Raw genomic sequence first — 25,860 nt, forward strand, 5'->3', positions numbered from 1 at the left:
TTTCGTTTTGTTATTGTAATTTGGCTAGCTAAAGCATGAATCCTTATCAAAAGAAACGCCGCTGGAAGTTTTTCCTTCTCATTTTTGCCATCTTAATTGGCATTGCCTCAGTATTTTACACCGATTCTTTTGTAAAAAAAATGGAACGCGAAGAGGCAGACCAGTTTCATCTTTGGGTGAAAATTCAGGAAAGAGCCATGTTTCTTTACGATAATGACGATTATCGTGTAATTGTAGAAACGGTACGCGCAAACACAAAAACACCTGTAATCATGATCGATTCTGCAGGTATGATCAGCTCTTTTTTTGGTTTGGACAGCACTAAAACCAATTATCCTACTGCGGATACTAAGCTGACTTACGACAGCTTATATTTTGTGAGGCAATTAAGGCAAATGAAAGCGCAGCATCCACCTGATGAAATGAATTTTTTCGGCAAAAAATTTAAGGCATACTATCGCGACTCTTTCATTTTAACACAATTGAGGTATTTCCCATACATCCAAATGGCTGTTATCTTCCTTTTCCTTTTAACAGCTTATGCAGCATTCAGTTCGGCCCGAAGAGATGAACAAGATCATGTTTGGGTAGGTTTGGCCAAAGAAACGGCTCACCAGTTGGGTACACCAATATCATCACTCATGGCCTGGACAGAGCTCATGAAATCTAAATTTGATGCAGAAGATGATCCGCTGATTGCCGAAATGGAGAACGATATTAAACGCTTAGAAATTATTACCGACCGTTTCTCGAAAATCGGTTCTAAACCTATACTCGAAGATCATACGGTTTACATTGTAATCAGCGATTTTATCCGCTATTTTAAAGTACGCACCTCAGACAAGGTTAAATTCAGCATTACCGGCGATGAGCAGGTAAGGGCCATGTTAAACGTTCCATTATTTGATTGGGTGATTGAAAACCTTTTAAAAAATGCAGCAAATGCCATCGAAAATGAAGGGTCGATCTCCATTAACATTATAGAAAATTTAGCCAAAGAACAGGTATTTATTGATGTGAGCGATACCGGAAAGGGTATTCCAAGATCTAAGTTTGATGCGGTTTTTCAACCAGGCTACACTACACGTAAACGCGGTTGGGGTTTAGGTTTATCGCTTACCAAACGTATTGTAGAAAATTACCATAGTGGAGAAATTTTTGTAAAAGACTCTGAACTGGGTAAAGGCACAACTTTTAGAATAATATTAAAAAGTAGTTTAAGATATGAACCGACCACAGCCTAACGAATACCCAACTTGGGGTGAAACCTATATCAGTAAAGTAGATCGAGATATTTTCGAAATTTTAAACGATCAGATTCAAAGCCTTCCGGCCCTGTTTAGGGCAAACGCCGATAAAGCTGATTATGCCTATGCCGAAGGTAAATGGACACTAAAAGAAATGTTAGGCCATATTATTGATACTGAACGTGTTTTTGCCTTTCGCATTACCTGTTTTGCCCGAAAAGAACAGCAGCCTTTACCAGGTTTCGAGGAAGATGAATATGTAACCAATGCCCGCTTTGCCGAGCGCGATCTGGAAGATCTGATCGAAGAATTTATTGCACTTCGTAAAGCCAATTTATACCTTTTTAAATCTTTAAACGAAGAAGAACTAAACAGAAAAGGAATTGCTTCGGGCAGGGAAATTAATGTAAAATCTATTTTATTTATTGTGGGTGGCCATATTATCCATCATGTTTACATTTTAAAAGAACGTTACCATGTGGTTTAAAAACTTTACGGTTGATGAGCTGAACAACCGCCCTAAAAATCATTTAGGTGCGCTGCTCGATATCCGCTTTACTGAAATTGGCGAAGATTTTATTATCGGAACCATGCCTGTTGATGAACGTACACACCAACCTGCAGGGATTTTGCACGGCGGCGCCTCAGTGGTTTTAGCAGAAACCTTGGGCAGTATTGCTTCTTATATGTGTATAGATCCGGAGAAGTATGTTGCTGTTGGCTTAGAAGTAAACGCCAACCATTTGCGGCCGGTAAAAAGTGGTTTGGTAAAAGGTATTTGCAAACCTTTACATATTGGGGCCAAAACCCAGGTTTGGGAAATCAAAATTTACGATGAACGCGGAAAGATGAACTGCATTAGCCGTTTAACCGTAGCGATTATTAATAAACCGCAGTAGATGTGCTGTCAGATGTTAATATCTGATAGTTACTTAAATCCAAAAGCAAGTTATCTAATGCCAACGACATAAGAATCGAGAGAAGTCAAGTTTAATGGCCAAAGCCCTATGAAAACTTGACTTCTCTGATATTAAAGCATTTTATTGCTATCCAGCCATTTCTTTTCTACCAGATAAGAAACAATTAAACCCAGTCCACCGAAAATTCCGATGAAACCAAAGTAAATGGCTACTGACTGCCCTTGCTCACTACGCGTCATGTCGCTGCCGAACACTCCTCTAACTGTAAATAGCGCTACCAGCAGGCCGATTCCTAAACCAACCAAAAGCAAACCGAACTTTAAACTTAAAAACGGTTTTGGTGTGGCCTTATGCACACCCGGATCGATTCCCCTTTCGATCATTGCCATTTTCTCTTTGTTTGATAGGTAGCGGATTCCGAATACCATTGCGAATGCACCTAAAAAAAGCGAGATTGGGACTAATATACCTTCCATGATTATAATTTTTTAATTTGTAAATATTCTATTGTTTAAATTGAACCGTGTTCTGTGTATTATGACTACACACTTTTTAATCAGGTTACACCCCTTGCCGAAAAAAAATCGATAGCTTTATCAAACATTAAAAATTCCCTTGTACAGTCAGTTAAAAAATATAGAAGTCTTTAAGCCGCTCAGCAATGAAGCTTTAGAAAGATTAGCTGCTTTTTCTAAGCGGGTAGAACATCAGAAAGGAACGATTTTAATCTATGCAGATAAAACAGAGCCTTATTTCTATATCCTCAAAAGTGGTATTGCCAGAGCCTATTCTGACGGCGAAAACCAGCAAATAACCTTTTGGTTCGGACAAAGTGGTGCCGTTCTTTTTTCTTTTAACAGCTATATTAATAACAGCCCAGGGTACGAAAACATTGAGCTATTGGAAAACTGCAGTTTAGTTCAAATCAGGTTAACCGATCTTTTTTCGCTTTACGATCAACATTTAGAAATTGCCAATTGGGGCAGAAAAATTGCAGAACAGGAACTAATTGCTACTGAAAGAAGGTTAATAGACCGGGCTTTTAAAGGTGCAGCAGAACGTTATCAGGATTTTCTAGATCAATCTCCCGAATTAATTAAAAGAGTAGCCTTAAAACATATTGCCTCATACCTGGGAGTAACACAGGTTACCCTAAGCAGAATAAGAGCAGCTCATAAATAAATTCATTTTTTAACATTTGTAAAATGTTGCCTGATAAATGTGCCTTAAATTTGCAGAAACACATCTATCATGAATTGGATTATCTTAATTATTGCCGGCCTTTTTGAAGTTGGCTTTACCACCTGCCTTAAATTATCGAACAATTTTTCGAATATAAAGTGGAGTACGGCTTTTTTTGTCTGTATCATTTTGAGTTTTTTATTGTTAAATAAAGCAACCCAAACTTTACCCATGGGAACTGCCTATGCTGTTTGGACGGGTATCGGTGCCGTAGGAACAGTAATTATCGGAATTTTTTATTTCAATGAACCAGCAACCTTTTGGCGGATATTTTTTATCTGTACGCTTATAGGATCAATTGCAGGATTAAAGTTTTTTGCTTCGCATTAGCGTGCGCTTGCGAAGTTTACCAAGCCCAAAGCGTAGGTAAAACTTCGCAAGTTTAGCCAGGGCTTAAAACTCTTTTTGGAGCGCAATGCCTGTGCAGTAATCAAGTTGGTTCCCGTGTTCCGCTTATACACTTCGGCTTCGTGCCTTAGCCTGCAGGGTAACACTTCACCCGGGGCTAAATGGCTAAAACAGCATTTCATTTTTAAGGTTGCAGGGCACCCACATTGTTCATAAACCTGATGGCAGCGGCAGCCCCGAAGTATGAGGGCTATAGCGAACAGCAGGACTGCAATCTCCGATAAAAAACTGCCCTTTCATTTCCGAAAAATCTAAAAAATGCTTGCTTGGTTTATCGTTTTCTTTTCGGAGCTCAGTACCTGTGCAAGCAACCAGCCTGGTCCCCGTGTTGCACTCGTACGCTTTGTCTTCGTACCTCAGCCTGCAGGGTACCGCTTCACCCAGGGCTAAATGGCCAAAACAGCATTTCATTTTTAAGGCTGCAGGGCGCACCCACGTTGTTCATAAACCTGATGGCAGCGGCAGCCCCGAAGCATGAGGGCTATAGCGAACAGCAGGGCTGCAATCTCCAATGAAAAACCGCCCTTTCGTTTCCAAAAAAACTAACCTATTTATATTATTCACCTGGCAACGGATAAATAATAAATCTTCTTAATTATGTTTCACGTGTAACCTCCTTATCTTTAATGTAGTCTTATTGCTAAACATGGAGCAAAAACTTACAGATTTAGAGCTGATCCAGAAAGTATTGAACGGCGAAACCGATCAGTATGCTTTATTGGTAAAGCGCCATCAGCGATTTGTATTTACGCTTGCTTTAAGGTTTTCGAAAAACAGGGAAGACGCGGAAGAAATTGCTCAGGATTGCTTTGTAAAAGCATATAAAGCATTGGGCACCTTTAAACAAACAGCTAAATTTAGTACCTGGCTGTACACGATAACCTATACTACGGCGATGACTTTTTTAAGGAAAAACCGTTTAGACACTACGTCAATACATGATGAAAGCACCATTTTACAGCTCGAAAACCATACCTCGAGCTTTAATGCAAATGGCTACGAGCGGCAGGATAGCCATACTTTTTTAAATATTGCCATTACCCAGCTTTTACCAGACGATGCGGCTATTATTACCCTATTTTATAAAGGCGAACAGAGTTTAGAAGAAATTGGCGAAGCGCTGCACATGGAACCCAATACGATAAAAGTAAAGTTGCACAGGGCCAGGCAAAGACTTAAAGAAAAATTACAATATTTGTTAAAAGATGAAGTAAAGGAGTTACTATGAATACAATAGAACAACAGCTTTGGGATTATATTGATGGGAATTTGGATGATGCTTCAAAAAAAGCCATCGAAGAAAAAATTGAATCGAATGCTGAGATTAAATCGCAGTACGAGGATCTGCTAAAGCTTAATTTAGTTTTTAATGAACTCGATCTTGATGAACCTTCTATGTCTTTCAACAGGAATGTAATGGAAAGTATTGCTTTAGCTCCTGCCCCGGTAGCGATGAAAACAAAGGTCGACAAAAAGATTATTTATAGCATTGGGGGCTTTTTTGTGGTCTCATTACTCGCCTTATTGGGTTATGTGTTTTATAACGCTAACCTCGCAATGCCTCAATTCGATTTAAAGGTGAATTTCGATTTCAATTTAGAGAAATACATTACGCCTACAACGATTTATGCCTTTCTTTTTGCAGATCTGGTGATCGGATTAATTTTTCTCGATCAGTTTTTAAGGAAGAAAATGGCGCAGAAGTAAGGACGCTTAAATTGCTCCCGCAGATCAAATTGATTTACGCAGATTTATGCTCATCTGCGCTTGTCCCGAATCTGCGGGAACTCAGCAAGGTGAATATTACCCCAAGGTTTTTAAAATCTCTAGCCCCTTTGGCCACTCACCAAATCCGGCATCAGCATTAATATGGCCAGCATTACCGATACTAATAAACTCACTGCCCCAATTTTCGGCAAAAAATTCAGCCCTTTCTATTGTTACCCATTCATCATTTGAACTGGTTACAACAATGGTTCTAAAGTTTATTTTATCTAGCGGTACATGATCGAAACCCACCGTTGAGAAGTTATATCGGGGAGCTTCCAAATCACTTGGTGCAACGAGTAAAGCTCCTTTAATTTTCTTTTGATATTGTTTTGCCCAGTTGGCAATTGCGGTACAACCCAGACTATGGCCAATTAAAATCACATCAGCCAAATTATAGTCAGAAATGGCGAGATCTATTGTTTCAATCCAATCTTTGCTAGCAGGTGTATCCCATTCTTGCTGATTAATCCGGATAAAATGATCTCCGGATTTTTCGAAATGCGTTTGCCAATGATCTGCGCCTGAATTACCCAAGCCAGGAACAATAAAATAGTAGGTCATAAAAGTGAGAATAATTCCTGAATGGATTCAGGCTGCGAAAAATAAAACAAAAAAAGGCCGCCATCGCAAGAAAGCAGCCTTCTCTGTAAATATGATAAATAAATTAAATTACTTTCACATTAACGGCATTTAAGCCTTTTTTACCGTTAGCAACTTCGTACTGTACTTTGTCGTTTTCACGGATTTCGTCGATAAGACCTGTTGAATGAACAAAAATTTCGCTATCTCCATTTGCAGGTACGATAAAGCCAAAACCTTTAGTTACATTGAAGAATTTTACTGTGCCTTCTTGCATTGTATTAAATATTAAAATTAAGTATGCAAGGTAAGTTTTAATTTTTAAAATCAAAATAAATTTTAACATTTTTTTAACGTTAAAATTTTGTAAATAGCAGATTACTAAGGCTTTTTAATTGCCTTCCCAATCATTGTTAAAGTAATTTCACTATTATGCGGAATCCCGAGTGTTGTTCCGGGAGCCACATCAAAAAGGTTTCTAACATAGATATCTGCTATCCCCTGGGCCACCTTTTTTTTAGCTTCAACGTTCTCGGGAAGCACATTATAAATCGTTTTTACGTGTATCCTTCCCTGAAAATCTATCACGGCTGCAACCTGGTAAGCAAAATCTTTATAAGCCCTATCTATCCTGATAATATACTGCGGAAACATATAATCGTAAGCTTCGGTCCTATTATTGGCCCGATCAACCGTCCTGATTTTTTCTACCCTTACAATTTTACTTTTTGGTATAAACTGAACCGGATCTGTTGCAGCAAAAGCACTATCACTATTTAAGTTAACTTTGGCAGCACGCTTCTCTATAAAAGCAGTATCAGCCTTGCTTGGTTTTTGCAGGTCGGCAGCCTTAACCTTCAATTTGTTTTTAATATAATCCTGCGCGTAAAAAGTCATATTTACATCCGAGCGAACATCTGAAGCAATTACTTTTCCATCAACCTGAATCCGCTGAAAAACCAAACTATCCTTACTGATGTGTTTTACTTTAAAAAATTCCGCAGCAAAATTATATACATTCCCGTGATCATACTGCATGTAGAATTTTTGCATTCGTTGTTTCTGTGGACTCCAGGCCGACATGGTATCTTCTTTAACCACTTCAATGATCCAGGATGGTTTTTGCATAAAACCTTCCGTATTAAAAGAAAGTCCACTCTTAAACCGGCGTTTTACCTCTTGATAACGGATGCCTTTTACAGGCTCGAAAGTAAAATCCCTTAAAGTTGGGTCGCTGGTTTTAGTGCCAAACTTACAGGCAGAAAGCATCAGTACAAAAAAGAAAAAGTATATCGTATTTTTAATCATTTCAACAAAAATCTTTGGCTAAAATAAGTTTTTTTAACCAGAGCTAAACATGCTGTTATAGATACAGGTTTATCTCCGTGTTTGTTTTTTCACCAAAATAACATTAGCTACTTTGCGCTGCCCTTCATGGTCCCATTTTTTATTATCAGTTGGATAGTTGACAACACCATTACCAGGCATTCCGTTTACCCACAAAGTTGTAGAACCTCCACCATCAAAATTTAGGGCACTGGCACAGCCTAGCCAACGCATTAACTTGGTTAGTTCGAACAAACTCATGCCTGCCGAGTTTTCATTTCTTCCGTCAACAGTTAACAAAATCACCCTGCCATTAGGCTTTATGCCTAAGCAGGTACGCGGATGGCGCAAGCGGCTAAATCCGGTCGTATCCAGCTTTTCATCAATATCGTTTAAAGTTAATAAGGGGCCATTTAACAAAACTTCTTTAGCGGCCAGTTTTGTTTCCCAGTCACTTGTCCCATCCCACTTTTGGATCGAAATTTTTCCGTTCTCAATTACAACCGCCGCTTCCTGATGCCTTGCCCGATTTCCATTTTTATCCAAGCGGTTAGTATTAATGGTTTTTCCATTAACACGAACAAAATCTACCGAGCCTCCATTTTTTACATCGAAAAAATTGCCATTTACGGCGGCAATTGATGTATCACGTAGTCCAAAATTGCTGGTAGTAATTAGTTCCTTTTCTTCAGCCCCAATGGCAAAAGCCGCCTTCCGGCCAGTATTTATTATTTCTAAAAACGAAATGTTTTCGTTGGCAGCGAAAAGATTTTTCTGATCAAAGTGATGCTGAAATAAAACCACCTGTTTGGCAATCCTGCTCTTATGCCATTTGGTTTTTATAACCGTTAACGAATCTGCACTTTGGCCAAAAGCAGATAAACTATACGTAAATAAGGTAAGGGCAAATAATAATCTTTTAAGCATAATAGCTGTTTTAAGCATAAAAATAAAAAACTGCCATGTGTTTAGCTTAAAGCATCAAAAATTATACAAAGGGAGTTAAATAGATTCGTCATTTCGAGCGAAGTGCAACGAAGTCGAGAACCCGAATGCTCAGCGAAGCTAAATCTGCTACAATAGATCTCTCCTCCGAAGGAGTTCCTTTGGAACATTCCGTTTCGCTGCAGTCGAGAAAGATTCTTTTGTTGAAAACCCTATGAATTTTAATCGCAAAATAGATCCTGAAACGAGTTCAGGATGACGAATCGAGTTGTAAACCTGATAGGTTTGACTTATAAAAAAACGGAGCGATCAATTTAATGACCTGCTCCGCTTTTTTAATGATTGAATGAGTGAGTTATTGAATGATTGAATGGCGCATTGCTTTTCATTCAATCACCCACTCATTTTATCATTCAATCATTTATTTCTTAGGATCTAAAATATCTTTAATTCTGATATTCAAATCTTCATAATGTGCTTTGGTAATGGCATCACCTGCAGCTGCTCTGGCTTTTGTAGTAGCCAACAAGGTTTTTAACTCTGCTCTAACCAGTGGTCTGATATCAGATAAACCAACGTTGATTGGCGTTAAACCGTAACTTGCTGCATAATCTACAGGGAATCCAACCGGAAGTTCTGATTCTTTGGTCATTAAATCCTGTAAACGGTCTACATAAGCACGTTGTAAATTACGTTTAAATGCATCTGCTCTTCCTGCAACAAAAACCGACGATCTTAAGTCTGTAAATAATTCAGGTAAGGTGTATGCTTTTGCTGCACCGTTTTTAGTTTCGTTATCCAACAAACGAGCAATACGTGAAGCAGATAATAAATTACCTAAAGTATTTGCTTGAACACTTTTAATGCGGTTTAACAATACGCCATTATCAAATTTACTGAGTTGATCATTGCTGATTAACCAAAGTGGGGTAGTAAATAATTGTTGATTGAAAAAAGTAATGGCTTCTTTTTGCTTTGCTTTAGGCAAATAGGCGTAAACTGGCCCTTTTTGCTCATAGGTTTTAAAGTTTTCGCTTAATCCACCAACGTTTGTTGCCACATGTCCCATATAACGGTTAAACTGGCCAACAATTTCGGTGTAGATTTCTTTTAAATCACTGTAATCTTTTCCTTTTTGATAGGTCCATTTTTCTACGTTAGGCAAAATACGTTTTAAGTTGGCAATACCATAAGTACTGGCTTTCATTGCGTTGTCGCCCAAATCTTCACTCTGCAAACGGGGGTCTAATGAAGTTCCCTGACGGCCATAGAAATACAAAGGATTACCTGCATTCTTCAATGTCCACTGGTCTAAAATTTCTTTTTCCTGTTCTGCAGTTTTGTTTCCAGGAATCCAGGAATAACCCCATTTCACTACCCATTTATCGTATTCTCCGATTTGCGGATGAAGTTTGGTTACGCCATCACCAGGTTGAGCGATGTAGTTAAAACGCGCATAATCCATAATAGATGGTGCTGTACCATGTTTATCTGTAAATGCTTTTGAACGTAATGAATCAACCGGGTAAGCATAGCTCGAGCCAAAGTTGTGTGGCAAACCTAAAGTATGGCCAATTTCGTGTGAAGAAACAAAACGGATTAATTCGCCCATTTGCGCATCCGTAAATTTAGCTTTACGTACTTCAGGATTAATGGCTGCCGTTTGAACAAAATACCAGTTGTGCAATAGATTCATTACATTGTGGTACCAACCAATGTGCGTTTCTAATATCTGTCCTGTACGTGGGTCGCTAATATGCGGACCGTAAGCATTGGCAATATCTGATGCAAAATAGCGAACAACTGAATACCTGGAATCTTCTACACTGAACTGAGGATCTTGTTGAGGCGTTGGCGCTTCTTTACCTATAATGGCATTTTTGAAACCTGCGGCTTCAAAAGCTACCTGCCAATCGTTAATCCCCTGGATTAAAAACGGCACCCATTTTTTAGGCGTTGCAGGGTCAATATAAATTACAATCGGTTTTACCGGTTCTACCAATTCGCCACGTTTATAGGCGATGGTATCTTTTGGAACCAAATTCCAACGGTGAATGTAAGCGGTACGCTCTGCCTTTTGTGCGTTGCTTCCATAATCAATTTGCGATTGACCAAAGAAACCAACTCTGCTATCCATTATTCTGGCTTTTACAGGGATTTTTGGCAATAATAACATCGATGTATTGAATTCGAAAGTAACGGCTCCATTACTGTTATCGGTCGGAGATTCTGCTGCGCGATATGTTTTAGCGGTTTTTACTTCAACGTTAATTGGGAAAGTTTTTACCGTATCGATATAAGAACGTGTTGCATCATACATCGTAACTTTATAAGCTTTACGGATCTGATCCGTAGCACCAATGGCCATTACGTCACCGTTATAAAAATCGGTCACATCAATTACAACACCAGTGGTATCTTTGTTATAAGCTTTAATTTCAAAGCTGGCTAAGATCTGTGCAAGATTAGAATTTTGTACCGATTCGTACATATCGCTGTTTGGATCGGCCTTTGTTGAATAGCTTGGTACACGGATGTAAACTTGTTTACCTCTGCGCTCCCATTTCCAAACCTGCTCATTTAATTGTTCACCACCATATTGCTGGTTGCCAACTTTTACTCCTGCTGGTACTTTTGCCAAACGGGTAACCACAAGCATTTCGCGGTTAATCATTGAATCTGGTATCTCAAAATACCATTTATCGTCTACCTTGTGTGTTTTAAATAAACCGTTTGTTGTTTTCGCTTTTGCGGTAATTACTTCAGAAAATGGTTTAATTCCTTCTTTTTTTGGTGCTGCTGCCGGGGCAGCAGTTGGGGCCGCAGGGGTAGCCCCTTTTGTTGTTTTAGATTTTTTCTGGGCATATACCGAACCTGATCCGGCTACACCAAGTACTACGATACCTGCGAGGGCAAGTACCTTAAAGTTTTTCTTCATGTGTATATAAAAGTTAGTTTGCTTGGCAATAAGAGGTTAAAGTTAGAACCTTGTTACACGACAATTCTTTTGTAACCGGAAAATTACGCTTTTCAGATCCTCTTTTCAAGGCGAACCACTTTAAAATAAACTTGATTGTCCCTAAAAATCTCAAAAATTACATTTCTATCTGCTTTTGATTTAAACATTTCGGTAAGCTCATTTAAAGAATAGGCATCTATGCTTTTGAAATTTACAGCAATAATTTCATCATCAGGGCATAATCCTGCCTTTTCTGCCGGACTATTTTCGTCTATTTCTCCAATCAGAACTCTTTTATACTCTTTCTGATCGAGATAAATCACCATACCTATCATATCGTGTTCGAAAGGGGTTTTGCTTAAACCATTAGGCTTAACATAAATAAAACCTCCCTGGTAGTTAAACTGAATATTAAATTTCCGCAGCAAATCAGCTCCGACATTACCATTCCGTTTGGATAAATCGATCTTATCTGCAATACTCTTAAAATCAGGAAATCCTGCAATAACATCTTTAAAAACATGGCCACCTACAGTAAACTTGTCTACACGGCCAACATATCCCTTAATCTGACCGCTAAGGCTCATCCCTAAATTTGCTTTGATTTTTTTTTCAGGCAGCGGGAATTCGGTTCCATGGAGCATTTCGAGCGATAAAGCATGGCTGGCTCCTGTATCCATTAAAAACCTTGCCTCAACGGTTTTACCGCCAGGAATATCAACAGTAGCTAAAATATACGGCTTCTGATTCTGAATTTCAATGGGTATTTTTTTACCGCGGTATTTAATTTTGGCATCATGGTCGTAAATAATCAGCCTATTTTCACTATACCTTATATCAACAATAAAGCTGTTAAAAAAACTGAAGCCCAACAGGCCGTAAATTTTCAGTCCCAAATGCCCCGACAGGTTAAAGAGATCTTCTTTTAAAATTGCCGTTGGTATATTCTTAATGCTTGTACTGCCTACCTTAACATCCAAACTTTGAGAAACATAGGCTTCAACTGATTCAATGCCTAAGCCAGATACCTTAATTTTACGGAGCTTACTAAAATTTAACGAATCGATAATGGATGGATCGGTAATAATCATCGGTCCAACTCCAGTATCAAGAACAAAATCATACGGCCCCTTACCATTTACATACACCGGGATAACCATTAGGTTTTTGATGCACCTAAAAGTAATCGACTGTTTTTGCCGGTTCCTTTTAAAAAGAAATTCCTGGCCGAACCCAGAAAAAGCAAGAAATACCAACCCCAAACAAATTGTTAGTTTGCGTAAACAGATTATTACACCGGGGTTATATTTGGTTAACATTAAACTAAATTTAATAAATTAGTTGATAATTATGTCCCTTAAATTTAGAACATGTTTCCCTTAAAAAATCATAATTTTATTTTTCCTGTATTTGCGCTATCTATTTGTTTGTTAACAAGTTGCTCAACCAATAAAATCATTTCAAAAAAAGTAGCTAAAGAATTTAAAAATTCGCAGGTAATCAAACAATATCAGGTTGGCTTTGCCCTTTACAATCCCGCAGATAAAAAAATGATTTTTCAGAAAGATGCCGATAAGTATTTCACCCCAGCATCTAACACGAAACTTTGTACTTTTTTTGCAAGCTTAAAAATGCTGCCAGATTTGATGCCAGCTTTAAAATATATTGAACGTAATGATTCATTGATTTTTTGGGGTACAGGCGATCCGGCTTTTTTACAATTTGCAGTAAAAGATAAATCGGCTTACAATTTTCTTTTGGCTTCGAACAAAAAACTATTCTTTTCTCCCGGACGATATTCTGGTAGTTTTTTTGGCGATGGCTGGTCGTGGGATGATTACGATTATTATTATCAGCCCGAAATTACCGAAATGCCTATTATGGATAACATGGTTACTTCTACTTATGCCAGTCCAAATAAAATCAATATTGAACCAAAGGTTTTTGCCTCCTGTTTTGAAGTTGATTCTACAAAAAAAACAGGTAGTTTTCAGGTAAGCAGAGATTTTTTAAGCAACCGCTTTCATTATCCCGCTGTTTCAGTGCAACCGGGCTACAATCAGCAAAACCCATATAAAACCAGTACACAGGCTACCGTCGAAATATTAGCAGATACCCTGCACAAACCTGTCGGCATTATAAACTTAAAAATACCATCGTATGCTAAAACTTTATCGGGCGCAAAGCGTGATTCAGTTTTAAAACACATGATGCTACCCAGCGATAATTTTATCGCCGAACATTTGTTATTGGTTTGCTCCAATCAGATTGGCGATACATTGAGTACAATAAAAGCCATTGATTATATTACGAAAAACTACCTTTCTTTTTTGCCTGATAAAGTAAAATGGGCTGATGGATCTGGTTTGTCCCGTCAGAATTTATTTACGCCGCGTGATAATGTATACCTCCTTGATTCCATTTACAGGTTGGTAAACAATCCGGAAAAGCTTTTTGATCTGTTGCCAGCAGGCGGTAAAAGTGGTACTTTAAAGAACGCTTACCCTAAAACCGATAAACCTTTTGTTTTCGGAAAAACAGGTTCGCTCGGTGGCGTTCATAATCAAAGTGGATATGTACTCACAAAAAAGGGTAAAACGTACATTTATTCTTTCATGAACAACAGCTTTGTAAAACCAACTGCCGAGGTACGCGCAGAAATGGTGAGGATAATCACTTATATACACAATACTTTTTAAGCATTATGTAACATCAAATAACACCTAACCTATGAAAAAATTCTACCTATTGATTGGCATCTCTACCATGCTCATTATATCATCTTGTAAGAAAAATGATCCTATAACAGGGCCCACAGAACCTCCTACCCCTACTACACCATATGTATCCGACAATAGCTTTAAAATTGTAAGCTATTTCCCAAGTTACCGGGATCCAACCAGTGTTGCCGATTCGAAGTTCAAAATGATTACGCACCTCTTTTATGCCTTTCTAAATCCCAATACCGATGGAAGTTTAGCTGCGTTGGAACAACCCGGTCGATTTACAACCGTAATGCAAAAAGCAAGGGCAAATGGCGTTAAAACAGGCATTTCGATATCAGGTACGCAAAGTATTTTTGTAAGCATGGCGGCATCTGCAACGGCCAGAAACCTGTTCGTAAAAAATGTGCTAACTTTTGCCAAAACAAATAATCTGGACGGCGTAGATATGGATTGGGAATATCCAAGCACCAGCGATGGATCTGCAGATAATTACGTGTTGTTAATGAAAGAGCTTTCAGATTCGCTACACAAATACCATAAATTTTTAAGTGCGGCCATAACCCCTGGCGTATACGCCGGCAGTATTCGGGATGGATTAAAATCGGAAGTTTTTCCTGCTGTAGATTTCTTTAATATTATGGTGTATGATGGCATTGGCTGGGATAAAAATGAGCCTATACAGCATGCGTCCTATAACATGGCCGTTGCCAGTTTAAATTATTGGTTAAACACCCGCGGTATGCCAAAGGAGAAAGCCGTTCTGGGTATTCCGGCTTATGGTAAAAATGCCAATAACTCGGCTAAGGCCTATCGCGATTTTGTAACAGCGGGGGCTGATGTGAGTTTAGATAATGCATTAATTGATGGCGTTCAATTTTACTTTAATGGAACCATAACCACCAAGAAAAAAGCTAAACTCGCCAAAGATATTGCAAATGGAATCATGTTCTGGGAATTTTACCATGATGACAATAGCGATAAATCTATTATCCGTGCTGCAAATGATGAGCTTGGAAGAAACTACAATTAATATGAAGCCAAACTTTAAATCGATTGATCAACCTTTTTATAACCACATAAATATTGAAGGAAACACCTATTTATATTTTGGAGGGACGGCTTATTTGGGCATTCCTAAAAACCATGACTTTATTAATCTGTATATCGAAGGGATTAAAAAATTCGGCTTAAATAACGGAACAAGCCGTACCAACAACATTCAGCTTGGCATTTATGATGATGCTGAAAAAGTAGCTGCAGCACGGTATGGAGTAGAAGCTGCGCTAATTACTTCAAGCGGATATCTAGCTGCGCAGCTTACCGTTAAGGATTTATCCAGATTAGGGAAAGTAATTTATGGCCCTGCAGCACACCCTGCACTTTGGTTAGTAGAAAATCAAACCAAAAACGTAAAATTATTTCAAGATTGGGAACAGGAAACGATTGAAAAAATAAATTCATCTGAAGAAAAAACCTGGATATTGATTAGTAATTCCATGAATAATCTGGTACCCGAAATTTATGACTTCGACTTTGTAAAAGAGATCCGTAAGGATAAAAATATAATCCTTATTGTTGACGATTCCCATGGAATAGGCGTAAACAATGATGGTATGGGTGCCATGGTAAATCTTCCCAAACAAGAAAATATCGAAAATGTAGTGGTTGCCTCTATGGCAAAAGCACTGGGTGTAGATGCGGGAATTGTTTTGGCCTCCAATAAAATAATCAATAAACTTAAAAGTACGAATACCTTTATTGGCGCTTCTCCATCTAGTCCGGCCGCACTTTATGCATTTATCCATGCAGAAGATATATATAGAAAGGCCCTAAATAAACTGAAAAACAACATGGTAATGCTTGAAAAAGCAGCTAATCTTACCTGGAAACACGAATGTGATTTCCCTGTATATCTACTGGGTGATGTAAATTTTTCACAACGTCTTTTGCAAAAGCAGGTTCTGATTTCGTCTTTCCCTTATCCGAACCCTACCGACGAAACTTTAAACCGTATAGTGCTTTCTGCCTGGCATGAAAAGGAGGATATTGAAAACCTAATCGCTGCCATATCTTTTTAAAGCTTTTCTTATCCAATTAATTTTTCAATATTTATAACATGAAAAAACTGCTTGTATTACTGTCGTTAACGCTTCTCTTTGCCAACATAATTTCAGCACAAACTACCACAGTTTGGATTGTTAGGCACGCAGAAAAAGATAAATCGAACCCACAGGATACCAACCCTAATCTCTCTGATGAAGGAAGAGTAAGAGCGGGAGATTTAGCAACCTACCTAAAAAAGGTAAAATTTGATGTTGCTTTTGCCACGCCAACAAAAAGAACGCACCAAACATTGGATTCATTGGTGGTTCCGAAGGTAATCGATTATAAAGACATTAAATCGCTTGTAGACAGCATTAAAACCAATTATACTGGCAAAACTATTATTGTAGCAGGCCATTCTAATACCGTTCTCGAGATTATTGAAGCCCTTGGCGGCAAAAAACCTAAAGAGGAATTAACAGATGATGATTACGATTACATTTTTGAACTGGCTGTAAAAGAGGATAAAGCGAAGGTAAAAATGGAACAATACGGGAGGCCGCATCATTTGTAGTTTGTGATGTTAGGCGTTACCATCAATTGGAGAGCTAAATTTAGTGTAAGATGGTAACATCTTACACCACGGAAATGCTCCAGAAGTCTTCGACTACGCTCAGACTGACAACCGCTTGGAGAGAATGCAACCAAGCTCCCCTGCCTAATGAACCCAACTAGCCACTAAAGTTTTTCGAAGGGAATATCCATTAAATCGTAGTTTTTCCAGCCCGAAAAATCGTAGTGCCACCATTCATTCTCCAGTACATTCATCTGATATTTACCCATTATTGCAATTAAAAAATCGCGGTTCTTTTTAGCCTCTGGCGATACCTTTTCATATTTTGCGGCAGCGGCAGCCGAGAAACTATCGTAAGGTGTCGGCATTGGTATTTCCTTACCAGTTTTTAAATTGATCAATGTTAAATCTACCGCGCAACCTCTGTTGTGTTTAGATCCCTTTGCCGGATTGGCCACAAAGTTTTTATCACTGGCCTTTTTATAAAACTCAATGGTAATGGCATAAGGCCGGTAACCATCGAATATTTTCAAGCCATAGCCTTTTTTATTTAGTTCCTTTTGGATTTTTTTTAACGATTCTACTACTGGTTTTCGGGCAAAAGCCCTTGCCTGTTTATACATTACCTGCTGCATAAAATTATTCTTAGTGGCGTAGCGGATATCTAATTTTATATTTGGAATGGCTTTTTTGATTTCAACCAATTCGTTATTCGGGTCAGTTTTTATAGATGCCAGGTATTGATTATAGGAACTCACCACCACCAGTTTTTTTATAGCGGAAGGTTTATTTTGGGAAAAACCCGAAAGAGAAATAATGAGAAAAAATATCAATAAATTGAATTTCATAAACGTCTATATTTAGATTGCTTCGTCGTTCCTCCTCGCAATGACGGATTATGTTCTACTGATTCGAAACGACCAACAATTCAAGGTCTTTAAATGGCAGACTGAACATATCAGCGAGATCTTTATTGGTACAATTACCCTGGTAAATATAAAGCGCCTCACGAATGCCTGGATTATTCCATACCATGTTCATTAAACCTCCAAACTCACCAATATCCAATAAAATAGGAGCAAAAATGTTCGTTAAAGCATAAGATGCTGTTCTTGGTACACGCGAAGCAATATTTGGCACACAATAGTGAATTACATCGTATTTTCTAAATACCGGATTGGTATGGTTTGTCACTTCAGAAGTTTCAAAACAGCCCCCTTGATCAATACTTACATCAATTACGACCGAATGTGGTTTCATCCTGGCAACCGTTTCTTCCATTACTATGCATGGACTCCGTCCGTGGGTAGCTCTAATGGCGCCTATTACTACATCGCAGGTTACAATAGCCTTATTCAACACAATAGGTTGCATTACCGAAGTGAATACCCTGCTTCCTAAATTATTCTGAAGGCGGCGTAAGCGGTAAATGGAGCTATCGAAAACTTTAACCTCGGCTCCTAATGCCAAAGCTGTTCTGGCGGCATATTCGCCCACCGTCCCTGCGCCCAAAATTACAATCTCTGTTGGAGGAACGCCAGTAAAGCCGCCAAGCATTAAACCTTTTCCGCCCGTTACATTGCTCAAATATTCTGCAGCAATTAAAATAGAGGTCGACCCCACAATTTCGCTCATGGCGCGTACTACGCTGAGTACATTACCTTCATCACGAAGATTCTCAAAACATAGTGCGTTAATTTTTTTATGCATCAACGCTTTCAAATAGTCCTGCTTTAAAGTTCCGGTTTGCAGCGAAGAAATAAGTGTTTGCCCTTTATGCATCATCTCAATCTCTTCCAACATGGGTGGTGCAATTTTCACCAGGATATCTGCATCGAAAACTTCTTTTTTGTTATAGGCAATTTTAGCGCCCTGCTCCGCATACTCAGTATCAGAAAAATTAGCCCCAATGCCGGCTCCGCTTTCCAGCACAACACGGTGCCCATTATTTACCAATAATGCAACAGATAAAGGGGTTAATGCAATTCTATTTTCCTGGAAAGAAATTTCCTTGGGTATTCCTATGTATAGACTGTTTTTTTTATTTCTGGTTTCTAGCTTTGCCTCTTGCGTTTGTAGTAAACCCTGACGAGCTATATCGGCCATTCCTTCGCGTAATCCTGTAGCCATGTTGAATTAAAATTTTGATAGTTTTAGGTTGTTCAAGGTAAGGAAAATCTGTTAATTTATTGATAACTAATTGTTATACCTTCGAAAATTTGAATAATCTGCGGTTTTCATCCAGCACATTTATCTCAATTTTAATATGTTTTTCGGGTAGTAACTCTTCTACTCGCTCAGGCCATTCTATTAAACAAATGCCACCACCATAAAAATATTCTTCGTAGCCCAGATCATAAGCTTCGTGAATATCTTTTATTCTATAAAAATCGAAATGGAAAACCGGGCCCTTAGGACTTTCATATTCATTAACGATAGAATAGGTAGGACTCGAAACTACATCATCAATACCTAAATGTTTACAGAAATTTTTAATGAAGGTTGTTTTCCCAGCACCCATATCACCCTCAAAAATGAAGACTTTTTGGCCACTGGCAAAATCTGAAAGCTGCTGTGCAACAGCAGGTAAATCGGCTAAACTGTTAACTTCGATATCCATTTTAAAAAATAAAGGCAAAAGTAATACATAATTGCATTGCTTTTGCCTGGTTATTTTGTAATTTGTCAGTCTAGCCTGTCGAAGACCCTACCATCGTGACAGATCCTGAAACAAGTTCAGGAGGACGGTCCTATTGAAAATGACAAGCCTCATGTCTCAAATCTATTATCTCAATTCTATTCATTACCTCGGTGAATACGTCACCACCGGAATAATCATTTCCTCGAGTGAAATGCCTCCATGCTGGAAGGTTTCGTTATAATAATTCACAAACTGATTGTAATTATTCGGATAAACGAAATAACTATCTTCTCTCGCAAAAATATAACTGCTGCTGATGTTGATTTTAGGCAACAACGCATCATGAGGATTTTTAATCAAAAACACTTCTTTTGCATTAAAATTAAGGTTTCTTCCTTGCTTGTATCTTAAATTGGTGTTTGTGCTTCTATCGCCTATTACTTTAACCGGTTTTTTAACACGGATGGTTCCGTGATCGGTGGTAATGATTACTTTTACCTTTTTCTGTGAGATTTTTTTCAATAAGTCCCAAAGTGGCGAATGCTCAAACCAAGATAAGGTTAACGAACGGTAAGCGGCATCATCATTGGCCAGTTCGCGGATCATCTGCATATCCGTGCGGGCATGGCTTAACATATCAACAAAGTTGAATACAATGGCATTGAAATCGTTCTGCAACAAGTTATTGGTCTGATCAACAAGATCTTTCCCCTGCTCAAAAGTGAGTATTTTATTATAACTGAATTTACAATCTTTTCTTAAACTACGTTTAATGTTATCAGCCAGAAAAGCTTCTTCATGCATATTTTTTCCACCCTCATCATCATCGTTCTGCCACAGCTGAGGGAAACGTTTCTCCATATCCAAAGGCATCATTCCCGAAAAGATGGCGTTACGGGCATATTGCGTTGCTGTTGGCAAAATGCTTGTGTACATATCTTCTTCATCGATCCTGAAATATTCAGATATTAGCGGATTAATGATTTTCCACTGATCGTAACGTAAATTATCAATCAGAATAAAAAAGACAGGTGTGGTATCGTTAATATGAGGGAAGGCTTTTTTCTTTAACAGCTCATTAGAAAGCAAGGGGGCTTTATCTTTATTTTTAATCCAGTCGAGATAATGCTCTTCGATGAACTTAGTGAACTGTGTATTCGCTTCCTGTTTTTGCATGGTTAAAATCTCATGCATCTGCGGATCATCCAGTTTCTCTAATTCAAGTTCCCAGAAAACGATTTTTTTATACACATCCACCCACTCTTCGTAATTCAGCCTGTCGCCCAGTGTCATACCCAATCGGCGGAAATCCTGTTGGTAAGCCATAGAAGTTTTCTCGCTTACCAGGCGTTTGTTATCAATCAGTTTTTTAATGGTTAACAGAACCTGCTTAGGGTTTACAGGTTTAATCAGATAATCATCAATTTTACTACCAATCGCATCCTCCATCAAATTTTCTTCTTCACTTTTAGTAATCAGCACAACAGGAACATCTGGATTCAGGTTTTTAATGGCCGATAAGGTTTCAATCCCACTCATCCCCGGCATATTTTCATCCAAAAAAACCAGGTCAAAATGAGCTTTTCCAAATGCCTCCAACGCATCGTTCCCATTGGTAAATGTAGTTACATGGTAACCTTTATCATTGAGCAATAATATATGAGGTTTTAATAAGTCGATTTCATCATCGGCCCATAATATTTTAGTTTCTTGCATGTTATTGTAAAAATAGGTAAGTATTGCCTTTTAATTGTGGCAGGTAAATCAAACTATAAATAAAAATAGCAATTTTTGTACCGTATCTATCTATTTAACTATTTTTAACGATTGAACAAGAAGAAAATAATAAATGACCCGGTATACGGTTTCATCAGTATCCCGTCCGAATTAGTTTACGATGTGATCTCACATCCTTATTTCCAACGTTTGCGGTACATCAAACAGCTTGGAATGACTCATTTGGTTTATCCAGGTGCATTACACACGCGTTTCCACCATGCTTTAGGGGCCATGCATTTAATGAGTCTGGCCATAAATCTTTTAAAAAGTAAAGGGCATACCATAACGGATGGTGAAGAGGAAGCCGCCATTTTGGCCATTTTACTGCACGATATCGGCCATGGCCCTTTTTCGCACGCATTAGAACATTCTTTGGTAACTGGAATTAGGCACGAAGATATTTCGGCAAAACTGATGCGCGATTTAAATGTGCATTTTGATGGGCGGTTAACTCATGCCATCGAAATTTTTAATGGCACCTATCCTAAAAAATTTCTACATCAACTGATTTCCGGTCAGTTAGATCTCGATAGAATGGATTATTTAAACCGCGATAGCTTTTTTACGGGTGTTAGCGAAGGCGTAATCAGTTTCGACCGGATCATTAAAATGTTTAACGTTTACGATGATGATCTGGTGATTGAGGAGAAAGGCATTTATTCTATCGAGAAATTTTTAATCGCCCGCCGGCTGATGTACTGGCAGGTTTATCTGCACAAAACCGTTATTGCTGGCGAGATGATTTTGGTAAAGCTATTAGAGCGTGCAAAAGAATTATCAGCTGCTGGATCCGATTTATTTGCTTCACCATCATTAAATTATTTCTTAAAAAACGATATCAACGAGGACAATTTCTTTGCACAGCACGAAAATCTCGAACATTTTACCAACCTGGATGACCAGGACATTTATGCAGCAGTTAAGGTTTGGGCCAAACATCCCGATAAAATTTTGTCTACGTTATGTAAAATGCTTACTTCCAGAAATCTTTATAAGGTAGAGATGGGCAACGAAATGGCCAATCTCGATCGCGTAATTTTTTTACAGGATGCGGCTGTTAATTTGTTAGAAATCAAACCCGAGGAAGCAAGGTATTTTGTTTTTACCGATTCGATTCAAAACCGCGCATATAACGCAGGGGTTGGAAATATCAAGATTTTGATGAAAAATAACGATATTGTTGATATTGCGAAGGCGTCTGATTTGTCTAATCTCGAGTCGCTGCAAAAAACTGTAGAGAAATATATCCTCTGCTACCCCAGAGGGATTTAAGGTTATTTAACAAAATATTTAACTTTTAGTGCCGTTTTAAGTCTTATTATTGTGTAAAATATACACCCTTTAACCCGAGCAGGTTTTTTTGTTCATATCAATTTAACATATACCTTTGTACGATGCAATTTACTGCCACGCAGATAAGTCAGTTTCTAAACGGTTCCATTGATGGTAACCCTGATGTAGCCGTTACCGAACTTTCTAAAATAGAAGACGGAAAGGAAGGCTCTTTGTCTTTTCTTTCGAACCCTAAGTACGAAAACTTTTTGTATTCTACTCAGGCGTCAGTCGTTATCGTATCAAAAGATTTCGCCCCTACGCAACCCTATACCAGTACATTAATACGTGTAGAAAATCCATATAGCGCTTTTACAATCTTGTTGGATAAATATAATGAAGCCATTAATGCCCAGACTGCACAATCTGGAATTGATAAACTGGCATTCGTTCACCCTACAGCGAAAATTGGCAAAAACGTATTTATAGATGCTTTTGCCTATGTGGCCGAAAATGTAGAAATAGCAGACGGCTGTAAAATAAATGCGCAAACCTTTATCGGCGCGAATTCTAAAGTCGGCAAAAACAGTACCTTTTTTCCAGGTGTAAAAATTTATCACAATTCAATAATTGGCAGCAGGGTTGTTATTCATTCCAATACCGTTATCGGAAGCGATGGTTTTGGTTTTGCCCCGCAAAAAGACGGCACTTACAATAAAATCCCTCAAATTGGAAACGTTATAATCGAAGATGACGTAGAAATTGGCGCAAATACAACTGTAGATCGTGCAACTATGGGATCAACAATTGTAAAGAAAGGTGCAAAAATTGATAACCTGATCCAGATTGCGCACAATGTAGAGATTGGCGAGAACACCGTTTTAGCCGCACAGTCGGGCATATCAGGAAGTACAAAAATTGGCCCTAACAGTGTTGTTGGCGGTCAAGTTGGTATAGCCGGACACTTAACATTGGCTAAGGGTACTCAGATTGGCGCACAGGCCGGTATTAATTTTAATATTACAGAAGAAAATAAACAATGGCATGGCAGTCCGGCGCAACCATTGCGCAACTGGATGCGTGCCTCAGTAATTTTCAAACATCTTCCAGATGTAGAAAAAAGAATAAACGCGCTCGAACAGGAATTGAAAAAGCTTACAGCTGAACTGGAAAAGAATACAATACACAATGAACGTTAGACAAAAAACGATTAAACAAGAAATATCAGCATCTGGTGTTGGTTTACACACAGGCGCTAATGTTACTTTAACATTTTGCCCGGCCCCCGAAAATCATGGCTTTAAATTTCAGCGTATTGATTTAGATGGCCACCCGATTATCGAAGCCGATGCAGATAACGTTACCGATACTTCACGAGGCACTACGCTTACCCAAAATGGCGCCAGCGTGAGCACTGTAGAGCACGTAATGGCATCCCTGGTTGGTATGGACCTCGATAACGTACTAATTAAATTAGACGGGCCAGAAACTCCAATTATGGACGGGAGCTCTATCCAATTCGTTGATTTACTGGAAGAAGTTGGTACAGTTGAGCAAAATGCAGATCGCGAATATTTCACCATTCCACATAACATTACCTATACCGAAGAAGATAGAAAAGTAGAAATTGTAGCCATGCCGTTAGACGACTATCGTTTTACGTGTATGATCGATTATAATTCTCCTGTTTTGGGCAGCCAGCACGCCGGTATTAATACCATTGCAGAGTTTAAGAAAGAAATTGCTTCTTGCCGTACCTTCTGTTTCTTACACGAATTGGAATACCAGTTATCACACAATTTAATTAAAGGTGGCGATTTAAATAACGCCATTGTAATTGTAGATAAAGAGGTTACCAAAGATGAATTAAGCCACCTTGCTAAATTATTTAACCGTAAAGATATCGATGTTGCCCCACAGGGAATTCTGAACAACATGGAACTGCGTTACCAAAACGAGCCTGCCCGTCATAAATTATTAGATATGATCGGCGATTTAGCTTTGGTTGGCATGCATTTAAAAGGCCACATTATGGCTGCACGCCCTGGCCACGCAGCAAATGTTGCTTTTGCCAAAAAAATTAAAGCAGCGATTAAAAAAGAGAAAAACAAAAAAATACAAAAGGTGTACGATCCGAGTGCAAAGCCATTATATGATGTTGTTCAGATTATGGACATTTTGCCGCACCGTCAACCATTTTTATTTGTAGATAAAATATTAGAGCTTTCGAAAAACCACGTGGTTGGTGTTAAAAACGTAACCATGAACGAGGAGTTTTTTAGAGGTCACTTCCCTGGCGCACCGGTTTTTCCGGGTGTAATCCAAATTGAGGCAATGGCTCAGGTTGGCGGTATTTTAGTACTAAGTACCGTTCCAGATCCTAGAAATTATTTAACTTATTTCTTAAAGATAGATAACGTACGTTTTAGAGCTCAGGTACTTCCTGGCGACACTATTGTTTTCCGTTGCGATTTACTTGAACCGATCAGACGGGGTATTGCCCAGATGAAAGGCGTAGGTATGGTTGGCGAAAAAATCGTTGTCGAAGCCGAAATGATGGCCCAAATTTCAAAAATTAAACAAGCAGAACCCGCCCAATAATGATACAACCTTTAGCATACATACATCCGCAGGCAAAGATTGCCGAAAACGTGGTAATCGAACCCTTTGTAGTGATACATAAAGACGTTGTAATTGGAGAAGGAACCTGGATCGGATCAAACGTAACCATTATGGATGGTGCACGTATCGGCAAAAACTGCCGCATCTTTCCTGGTGCTGTTATTTCTGGCGAGCCACAGGATTTAAAATTTGCCGGTGAAGTTACCACCGCAGAAATTGGCGACAATACGACTATCCGCGAGTGTGTAACCATTAACAGAGGTACAAAAGATAAATGGAAAACCACTATCGGTAGCAATTGTTTAATTCAGGCATACTCGCATATTGCGCACGACTGTGAAGTTGGCAACAACTGCATTTTCTCGAACAGTACTACTTTGGCTGGCCACATTACCATTGGAAACAATGTTGTTTTGGCAGGTTTGGTTGCAATACATCAGTTTGTTAAAGTGGGTTCTTATGCTTTCGTAACCGGTGGCTCATTAGTACGTAAAGATGTTCCTCCTTATGTTAAAGCAGCGCGCGAACCACTTTCTTATGCGGGCATCAACTCTGTTGGTTTGCGTAGAAGAGGTTTTACCAACGAACAGATTGACGAGATCCAAGAGATTTACCGTGTACTTTTCGTAAAACACAATAATGTAACTAAAGCTTTAGACATGATCGAGGCTGAATTTAAACCAACGGAAATCCGTGATGAAATTGTAGATTTTATCCGTAATTCTAACCGTGGGGTAATGAAGGGCTTTGGAATGGGAAGCTAATTAAGGTGGAGGGTAAAAACCATTGCCTAAACAAATTCAAATA

The 25,860-nt window shown here is 38.6% G+C and carries 27 protein-coding genes; 15 read left to right on the plus strand and 12 right to left on the minus strand.

The window, feature by feature from the left end; translation table 11 throughout:
- Nucleotides 1-35 precede the first annotated feature (35 nt).
- From ACTJKN_RS21430 to ACTJKN_RS21440, 3 genes are read left to right on the plus strand one after another with little or no spacing between them, the layout of a single operon-like run.
- On the plus strand, nucleotides 36-1,244 hold the full coding sequence (locus ACTJKN_RS21430) for a sensor histidine kinase (protein ID WP_440827771.1): 1,209 nt from the start codon (nucleotides 36-38) through the stop codon (nucleotides 1,242-1,244).
- Nucleotides 1,225-1,734 carry a DinB family protein gene (locus ACTJKN_RS21435; RefSeq protein WP_440827772.1) on the plus strand — a complete coding sequence of 170 codons (510 nt, stop codon included), beginning with the start codon at nucleotides 1,225-1,227 and terminating at the stop codon, nucleotides 1,732-1,734. The genes ACTJKN_RS21430 and ACTJKN_RS21435 overlap by 20 nt, the downstream gene beginning before the upstream one ends.
- Nucleotides 1,724-2,146 carry a hotdog fold thioesterase gene (locus ACTJKN_RS21440; protein WP_086548540.1) on the plus strand — a complete coding sequence of 141 codons (423 nt, stop codon included), beginning with the start codon at nucleotides 1,724-1,726 and terminating at the stop codon, nucleotides 2,144-2,146. The genes ACTJKN_RS21435 and ACTJKN_RS21440 overlap by 11 nt, the downstream gene beginning before the upstream one ends.
- Before the next feature lie 131 nt (nucleotides 2,147-2,277).
- On the opposite strand, the gene ACTJKN_RS21445 is transcribed toward ACTJKN_RS21440, so the two are convergent.
- Nucleotides 2,278-2,643 (minus strand): DUF6249 domain-containing protein, encoded by a 366-nt coding sequence (locus ACTJKN_RS21445; RefSeq protein WP_230142856.1) that lies wholly within the window; start codon nucleotides 2,641-2,643, stop codon nucleotides 2,278-2,280.
- Nucleotides 2,644-2,782: 139 nt separating this feature from the next.
- Between ACTJKN_RS21445 and ACTJKN_RS21450 the strand changes: the two genes are divergently transcribed.
- Both ACTJKN_RS21450 and ACTJKN_RS21455 read left to right on the plus strand, forming a co-directional pair.
- The gene (locus tag ACTJKN_RS21450) at nucleotides 2,783-3,349 is read left to right on the plus strand and encodes a Crp/Fnr family transcriptional regulator (protein WP_440827773.1); all 567 of its coding nucleotides are present in this window, start codon (nucleotides 2,783-2,785) and stop codon (nucleotides 3,347-3,349) included.
- Between the two features lie 69 nt (nucleotides 3,350-3,418).
- A complete protein-coding gene (locus ACTJKN_RS21455; protein WP_057931064.1) occupies nucleotides 3,419-3,739 on the plus strand; it encodes a DMT family transporter in 321 nt (106 codons plus the stop codon).
- A gap of 228 nt (nucleotides 3,740-3,967) precedes the next feature.
- On the opposite strand, the gene ACTJKN_RS21460 is transcribed toward ACTJKN_RS21455, so the two are convergent.
- Nucleotides 3,968-4,228 (minus strand): hypothetical protein, encoded by a 261-nt coding sequence (locus ACTJKN_RS21460; protein WP_440827774.1) that lies wholly within the window; start codon nucleotides 4,226-4,228, stop codon nucleotides 3,968-3,970.
- Nucleotides 4,229-4,463: 235 nt separating this feature from the next.
- On the opposite strand from ACTJKN_RS21460, the gene ACTJKN_RS21465 reads away from it, so the two are divergent.
- Together ACTJKN_RS21465 and ACTJKN_RS21470 are read left to right on the plus strand one after the other, a co-directional pair.
- Nucleotides 4,464-5,045 carry an RNA polymerase sigma factor gene (locus tag ACTJKN_RS21465; RefSeq protein ID WP_440827775.1) on the plus strand — a complete coding sequence of 194 codons (582 nt, stop codon included), beginning with the start codon at nucleotides 4,464-4,466 and terminating at the stop codon, nucleotides 5,043-5,045.
- Nucleotides 5,042-5,524 carry an anti-sigma factor family protein gene (locus ACTJKN_RS21470; protein ID WP_440827776.1) on the plus strand — a complete coding sequence of 161 codons (483 nt, stop codon included), beginning with the start codon at nucleotides 5,042-5,044 and terminating at the stop codon, nucleotides 5,522-5,524. The genes ACTJKN_RS21465 and ACTJKN_RS21470 overlap by 4 nt, the downstream gene beginning before the upstream one ends.
- Nucleotides 5,525-5,620: 96 nt before the next feature.
- Here the strand turns inward: ACTJKN_RS21470 and ACTJKN_RS21475 are convergent, their stop codons facing one another.
- From ACTJKN_RS21475 to ACTJKN_RS21500, 6 genes are all read right to left on the minus strand, one after another.
- On the minus strand, nucleotides 5,621-6,148 hold the full coding sequence (locus ACTJKN_RS21475) for an RBBP9/YdeN family alpha/beta hydrolase (RefSeq protein WP_440827777.1): 528 nt from the start codon (nucleotides 6,146-6,148) through the stop codon (nucleotides 5,621-5,623).
- A 103-nt stretch (nucleotides 6,149-6,251) separates the two neighbouring features.
- The gene (locus ACTJKN_RS21480) at nucleotides 6,252-6,443 is read right to left on the minus strand and encodes a cold-shock protein (RefSeq protein WP_025141747.1); all 192 of its coding nucleotides are present in this window, start codon (nucleotides 6,441-6,443) and stop codon (nucleotides 6,252-6,254) included.
- Nucleotides 6,444-6,547: 104 nt separating this feature from the next.
- On the minus strand, nucleotides 6,548-7,474 hold the full coding sequence (locus tag ACTJKN_RS21485) for a hypothetical protein (RefSeq protein ID WP_440827778.1): 927 nt from the start codon (nucleotides 7,472-7,474) through the stop codon (nucleotides 6,548-6,550).
- 69 nt (nucleotides 7,475-7,543) lie between these two features.
- The gene (locus ACTJKN_RS21490) at nucleotides 7,544-8,419 is read right to left on the minus strand and encodes a phosphodiester glycosidase family protein (RefSeq protein ID WP_440827779.1); all 876 of its coding nucleotides are present in this window, start codon (nucleotides 8,417-8,419) and stop codon (nucleotides 7,544-7,546) included.
- Nucleotides 8,420-8,858: 439 nt separating this feature from the next.
- Nucleotides 8,859-11,375 carry a zinc-dependent metalloprotease gene (locus tag ACTJKN_RS21495; RefSeq protein WP_440827780.1) on the minus strand — a complete coding sequence of 839 codons (2,517 nt, stop codon included), beginning with the start codon at nucleotides 11,373-11,375 and terminating at the stop codon, nucleotides 8,859-8,861.
- A 92-nt stretch (nucleotides 11,376-11,467) separates the two neighbouring features.
- Nucleotides 11,468-12,556, minus strand: a complete 1,089-nt coding sequence (locus ACTJKN_RS21500) for an aspartyl protease family protein (RefSeq protein WP_440827781.1) — start codon at nucleotides 12,554-12,556, stop codon at nucleotides 11,468-11,470.
- A gap of 210 nt (nucleotides 12,557-12,766) precedes the next feature.
- Here ACTJKN_RS21500 and ACTJKN_RS21505 point away from each other — a divergent pair, with 210 nt between their 5' ends.
- The 4 genes from ACTJKN_RS21505 to ACTJKN_RS21520 are packed head-to-tail and all read left to right on the plus strand — an operon-like array spanning nucleotide 12,767 to nucleotide 16,739.
- Nucleotides 12,767-14,095, plus strand: a complete 1,329-nt coding sequence (locus tag ACTJKN_RS21505; RefSeq protein WP_440827782.1) for a D-alanyl-D-alanine carboxypeptidase — start codon at nucleotides 12,767-12,769, stop codon at nucleotides 14,093-14,095.
- Nucleotides 14,096-14,126: 31 nt separating this feature from the next.
- The gene (locus tag ACTJKN_RS21510) at nucleotides 14,127-15,152 is read left to right on the plus strand and encodes a glycoside hydrolase family 18 protein (protein WP_440827783.1); all 1,026 of its coding nucleotides are present in this window, start codon (nucleotides 14,127-14,129) and stop codon (nucleotides 15,150-15,152) included.
- A 1-nt stretch (nucleotide 15,153) separates the two neighbouring features.
- On the plus strand, nucleotides 15,154-16,200 hold the full coding sequence (locus ACTJKN_RS21515) for an aminotransferase class I/II-fold pyridoxal phosphate-dependent enzyme (RefSeq protein WP_440827784.1): 1,047 nt from the start codon (nucleotides 15,154-15,156) through the stop codon (nucleotides 16,198-16,200).
- A gap of 38 nt (nucleotides 16,201-16,238) precedes the next feature.
- Complete coding sequence (locus tag ACTJKN_RS21520) at nucleotides 16,239-16,739, plus strand: histidine phosphatase family protein (protein WP_440827785.1); 501 nt, start codon at nucleotides 16,239-16,241, stop codon at nucleotides 16,737-16,739.
- Between the two features lie 164 nt (nucleotides 16,740-16,903).
- Here ACTJKN_RS21520 and ACTJKN_RS21525 read toward each other — a convergent pair whose 3' ends face one another.
- The 4 genes from ACTJKN_RS21525 to ACTJKN_RS21540 all read right to left on the minus strand — a co-directional run bounded on the left by ACTJKN_RS21525 (nucleotide 16,904) and on the right by ACTJKN_RS21540 (nucleotide 21,096).
- Entirely contained in the window at nucleotides 16,904-17,587 is a 684-nt protein-coding gene (locus ACTJKN_RS21525; protein WP_440827786.1) for a M15 family metallopeptidase, read from the minus strand.
- A 55-nt stretch (nucleotides 17,588-17,642) separates the two neighbouring features.
- Nucleotides 17,643-18,869, minus strand: coding sequence for an alanine dehydrogenase (locus ACTJKN_RS21530; RefSeq protein WP_440827787.1), 1,227 nt, complete (start codon nucleotides 18,867-18,869; stop codon nucleotides 17,643-17,645).
- Between the two features lie 73 nt (nucleotides 18,870-18,942).
- Nucleotides 18,943-19,359: a tRNA (adenosine(37)-N6)-threonylcarbamoyltransferase complex ATPase subunit type 1 TsaE gene (gene tsaE, locus ACTJKN_RS21535; protein WP_440827788.1), complete on the minus strand. Its 417-nt coding sequence runs from the start codon at nucleotides 19,357-19,359 to the stop codon at nucleotides 18,943-18,945.
- Nucleotides 19,360-19,542: 183 nt separating this feature from the next.
- Nucleotides 19,543-21,096, minus strand: a complete 1,554-nt coding sequence (locus ACTJKN_RS21540; RefSeq protein WP_440827789.1) for a PglZ domain-containing protein — start codon at nucleotides 21,094-21,096, stop codon at nucleotides 19,543-19,545.
- Between the two features lie 111 nt (nucleotides 21,097-21,207).
- Between ACTJKN_RS21540 and ACTJKN_RS21545 the strand changes: the two genes are divergently transcribed.
- The 4 genes from ACTJKN_RS21545 (at nucleotide 21,208) to lpxA (ending at nucleotide 25,817) form a co-directional block, all read left to right on the plus strand.
- On the plus strand, nucleotides 21,208-22,431 hold the full coding sequence (locus ACTJKN_RS21545) for an HD domain-containing protein (RefSeq protein ID WP_440827790.1): 1,224 nt from the start codon (nucleotides 21,208-21,210) through the stop codon (nucleotides 22,429-22,431).
- A 122-nt stretch (nucleotides 22,432-22,553) separates the two neighbouring features.
- Complete coding sequence (lpxD, locus tag ACTJKN_RS21550) at nucleotides 22,554-23,630, plus strand: UDP-3-O-(3-hydroxymyristoyl)glucosamine N-acyltransferase (protein ID WP_440827791.1); 1,077 nt, start codon at nucleotides 22,554-22,556, stop codon at nucleotides 23,628-23,630.
- Nucleotides 23,620-25,032 carry a bifunctional UDP-3-O-[3-hydroxymyristoyl] N-acetylglucosamine deacetylase/3-hydroxyacyl-ACP dehydratase gene (locus tag ACTJKN_RS21555; protein WP_057931046.1) on the plus strand — a complete coding sequence of 471 codons (1,413 nt, stop codon included), beginning with the start codon at nucleotides 23,620-23,622 and terminating at the stop codon, nucleotides 25,030-25,032. The genes lpxD and ACTJKN_RS21555 overlap by 11 nt, the downstream gene beginning before the upstream one ends.
- Complete coding sequence (gene lpxA / locus ACTJKN_RS21560; RefSeq protein ID WP_029274294.1) at nucleotides 25,032-25,817, plus strand: acyl-ACP--UDP-N-acetylglucosamine O-acyltransferase; 786 nt, start codon at nucleotides 25,032-25,034, stop codon at nucleotides 25,815-25,817. The genes ACTJKN_RS21555 and lpxA overlap by 1 nt, the downstream gene beginning before the upstream one ends.
- The last annotated feature ends 43 nt before the right edge of the window (nucleotides 25,818-25,860 follow it).

The sequence above is a fragment of the Pedobacter sp. 22163 genome (genome assembly GCF_052045595.1).
Lineage (GTDB): Bacteria > Bacteroidota > Bacteroidia > Sphingobacteriales > Sphingobacteriaceae > Pedobacter.

Bases quoted from the DNA above. Each gene is read 5' to 3' on its own strand.
- ACTJKN_RS21480 (WP_025141747.1), bottom strand. From the start codon at position 6,443: ATGCAAGAAGGCACAGTAAAATTCTTCAATGTAACTAAAGGTTTTGGC.
- ACTJKN_RS21440 (WP_086548540.1), top strand. From the start codon at position 1,724: ATGTGGTTTAAAAACTTTACGGTTGATGAGCTGAACAACCGCCCTAAA.
- ACTJKN_RS21530 (WP_440827787.1), bottom strand. From the start codon at position 18,869: ATGGCTACAGGATTACGCGAAGGAATGGCCGATATAGCTCGTCAGGGT.
- ACTJKN_RS21445 (WP_230142856.1), bottom strand. From the start codon at position 2,643: ATGGAAGGTATATTAGTCCCAATCTCGCTTTTTTTAGGTGCATTCGCA.
- tsaE (WP_440827788.1), bottom strand. From the start codon at position 19,359: ATGGATATCGAAGTTAACAGTTTAGCCGATTTACCTGCTGTTGCACAG.
- ACTJKN_RS21475 (WP_440827777.1), bottom strand. From the start codon at position 6,148: ATGACCTACTATTTTATTGTTCCTGGCTTGGGTAATTCAGGCGCAGAT.
- ACTJKN_RS21460 (WP_440827774.1), bottom strand. From the start codon at position 4,228: ATGAAATGCTGTTTTGGCCATTTAGCCCTGGGTGAAGCGGTACCCTGC.
- ACTJKN_RS21435 (WP_440827772.1), top strand. From the start codon at position 1,225: ATGAACCGACCACAGCCTAACGAATACCCAACTTGGGGTGAAACCTAT.
- ACTJKN_RS21555 (WP_057931046.1), top strand. From the start codon at position 23,620: ATGAACGTTAGACAAAAAACGATTAAACAAGAAATATCAGCATCTGGT.
- ACTJKN_RS21520 (WP_440827785.1), top strand. From the start codon at position 16,239: ATGAAAAAACTGCTTGTATTACTGTCGTTAACGCTTCTCTTTGCCAAC.
- ACTJKN_RS21500 (WP_440827781.1), bottom strand. From the start codon at position 12,556: ATGGTTATCCCGGTGTATGTAAATGGTAAGGGGCCGTATGATTTTGTT.
- lpxD (WP_440827791.1), top strand. From the start codon at position 22,554: ATGCAATTTACTGCCACGCAGATAAGTCAGTTTCTAAACGGTTCCATT.
- ACTJKN_RS21490 (WP_440827779.1), bottom strand. From the start codon at position 8,419: ATGCTTAAAAGATTATTATTTGCCCTTACCTTATTTACGTATAGTTTA.
- ACTJKN_RS21510 (WP_440827783.1), top strand. From the start codon at position 14,127: ATGAAAAAATTCTACCTATTGATTGGCATCTCTACCATGCTCATTATA.
- ACTJKN_RS21430 (WP_440827771.1), top strand. From the start codon at position 36: ATGAATCCTTATCAAAAGAAACGCCGCTGGAAGTTTTTCCTTCTCATT.
- ACTJKN_RS21505 (WP_440827782.1), top strand. From the start codon at position 12,767: ATGTTTCCCTTAAAAAATCATAATTTTATTTTTCCTGTATTTGCGCTA.
- ACTJKN_RS21455 (WP_057931064.1), top strand. From the start codon at position 3,419: ATGAATTGGATTATCTTAATTATTGCCGGCCTTTTTGAAGTTGGCTTT.
- ACTJKN_RS21465 (WP_440827775.1), top strand. From the start codon at position 4,464: ATGGAGCAAAAACTTACAGATTTAGAGCTGATCCAGAAAGTATTGAAC.
- lpxA (WP_029274294.1), top strand. From the start codon at position 25,032: ATGATACAACCTTTAGCATACATACATCCGCAGGCAAAGATTGCCGAA.
- ACTJKN_RS21515 (WP_440827784.1), top strand. From the start codon at position 15,154: ATGAAGCCAAACTTTAAATCGATTGATCAACCTTTTTATAACCACATA.
- ACTJKN_RS21495 (WP_440827780.1), bottom strand. From the start codon at position 11,375: ATGAAGAAAAACTTTAAGGTACTTGCCCTCGCAGGTATCGTAGTACTT.
- ACTJKN_RS21485 (WP_440827778.1), bottom strand. From the start codon at position 7,474: ATGATTAAAAATACGATATACTTTTTCTTTTTTGTACTGATGCTTTCT.
- ACTJKN_RS21470 (WP_440827776.1), top strand. From the start codon at position 5,042: ATGAATACAATAGAACAACAGCTTTGGGATTATATTGATGGGAATTTG.
- ACTJKN_RS21540 (WP_440827789.1), bottom strand. From the start codon at position 21,096: ATGCAAGAAACTAAAATATTATGGGCCGATGATGAAATCGACTTATTA.
- ACTJKN_RS21525 (WP_440827786.1), bottom strand. From the start codon at position 17,587: ATGAAATTCAATTTATTGATATTTTTTCTCATTATTTCTCTTTCGGGT.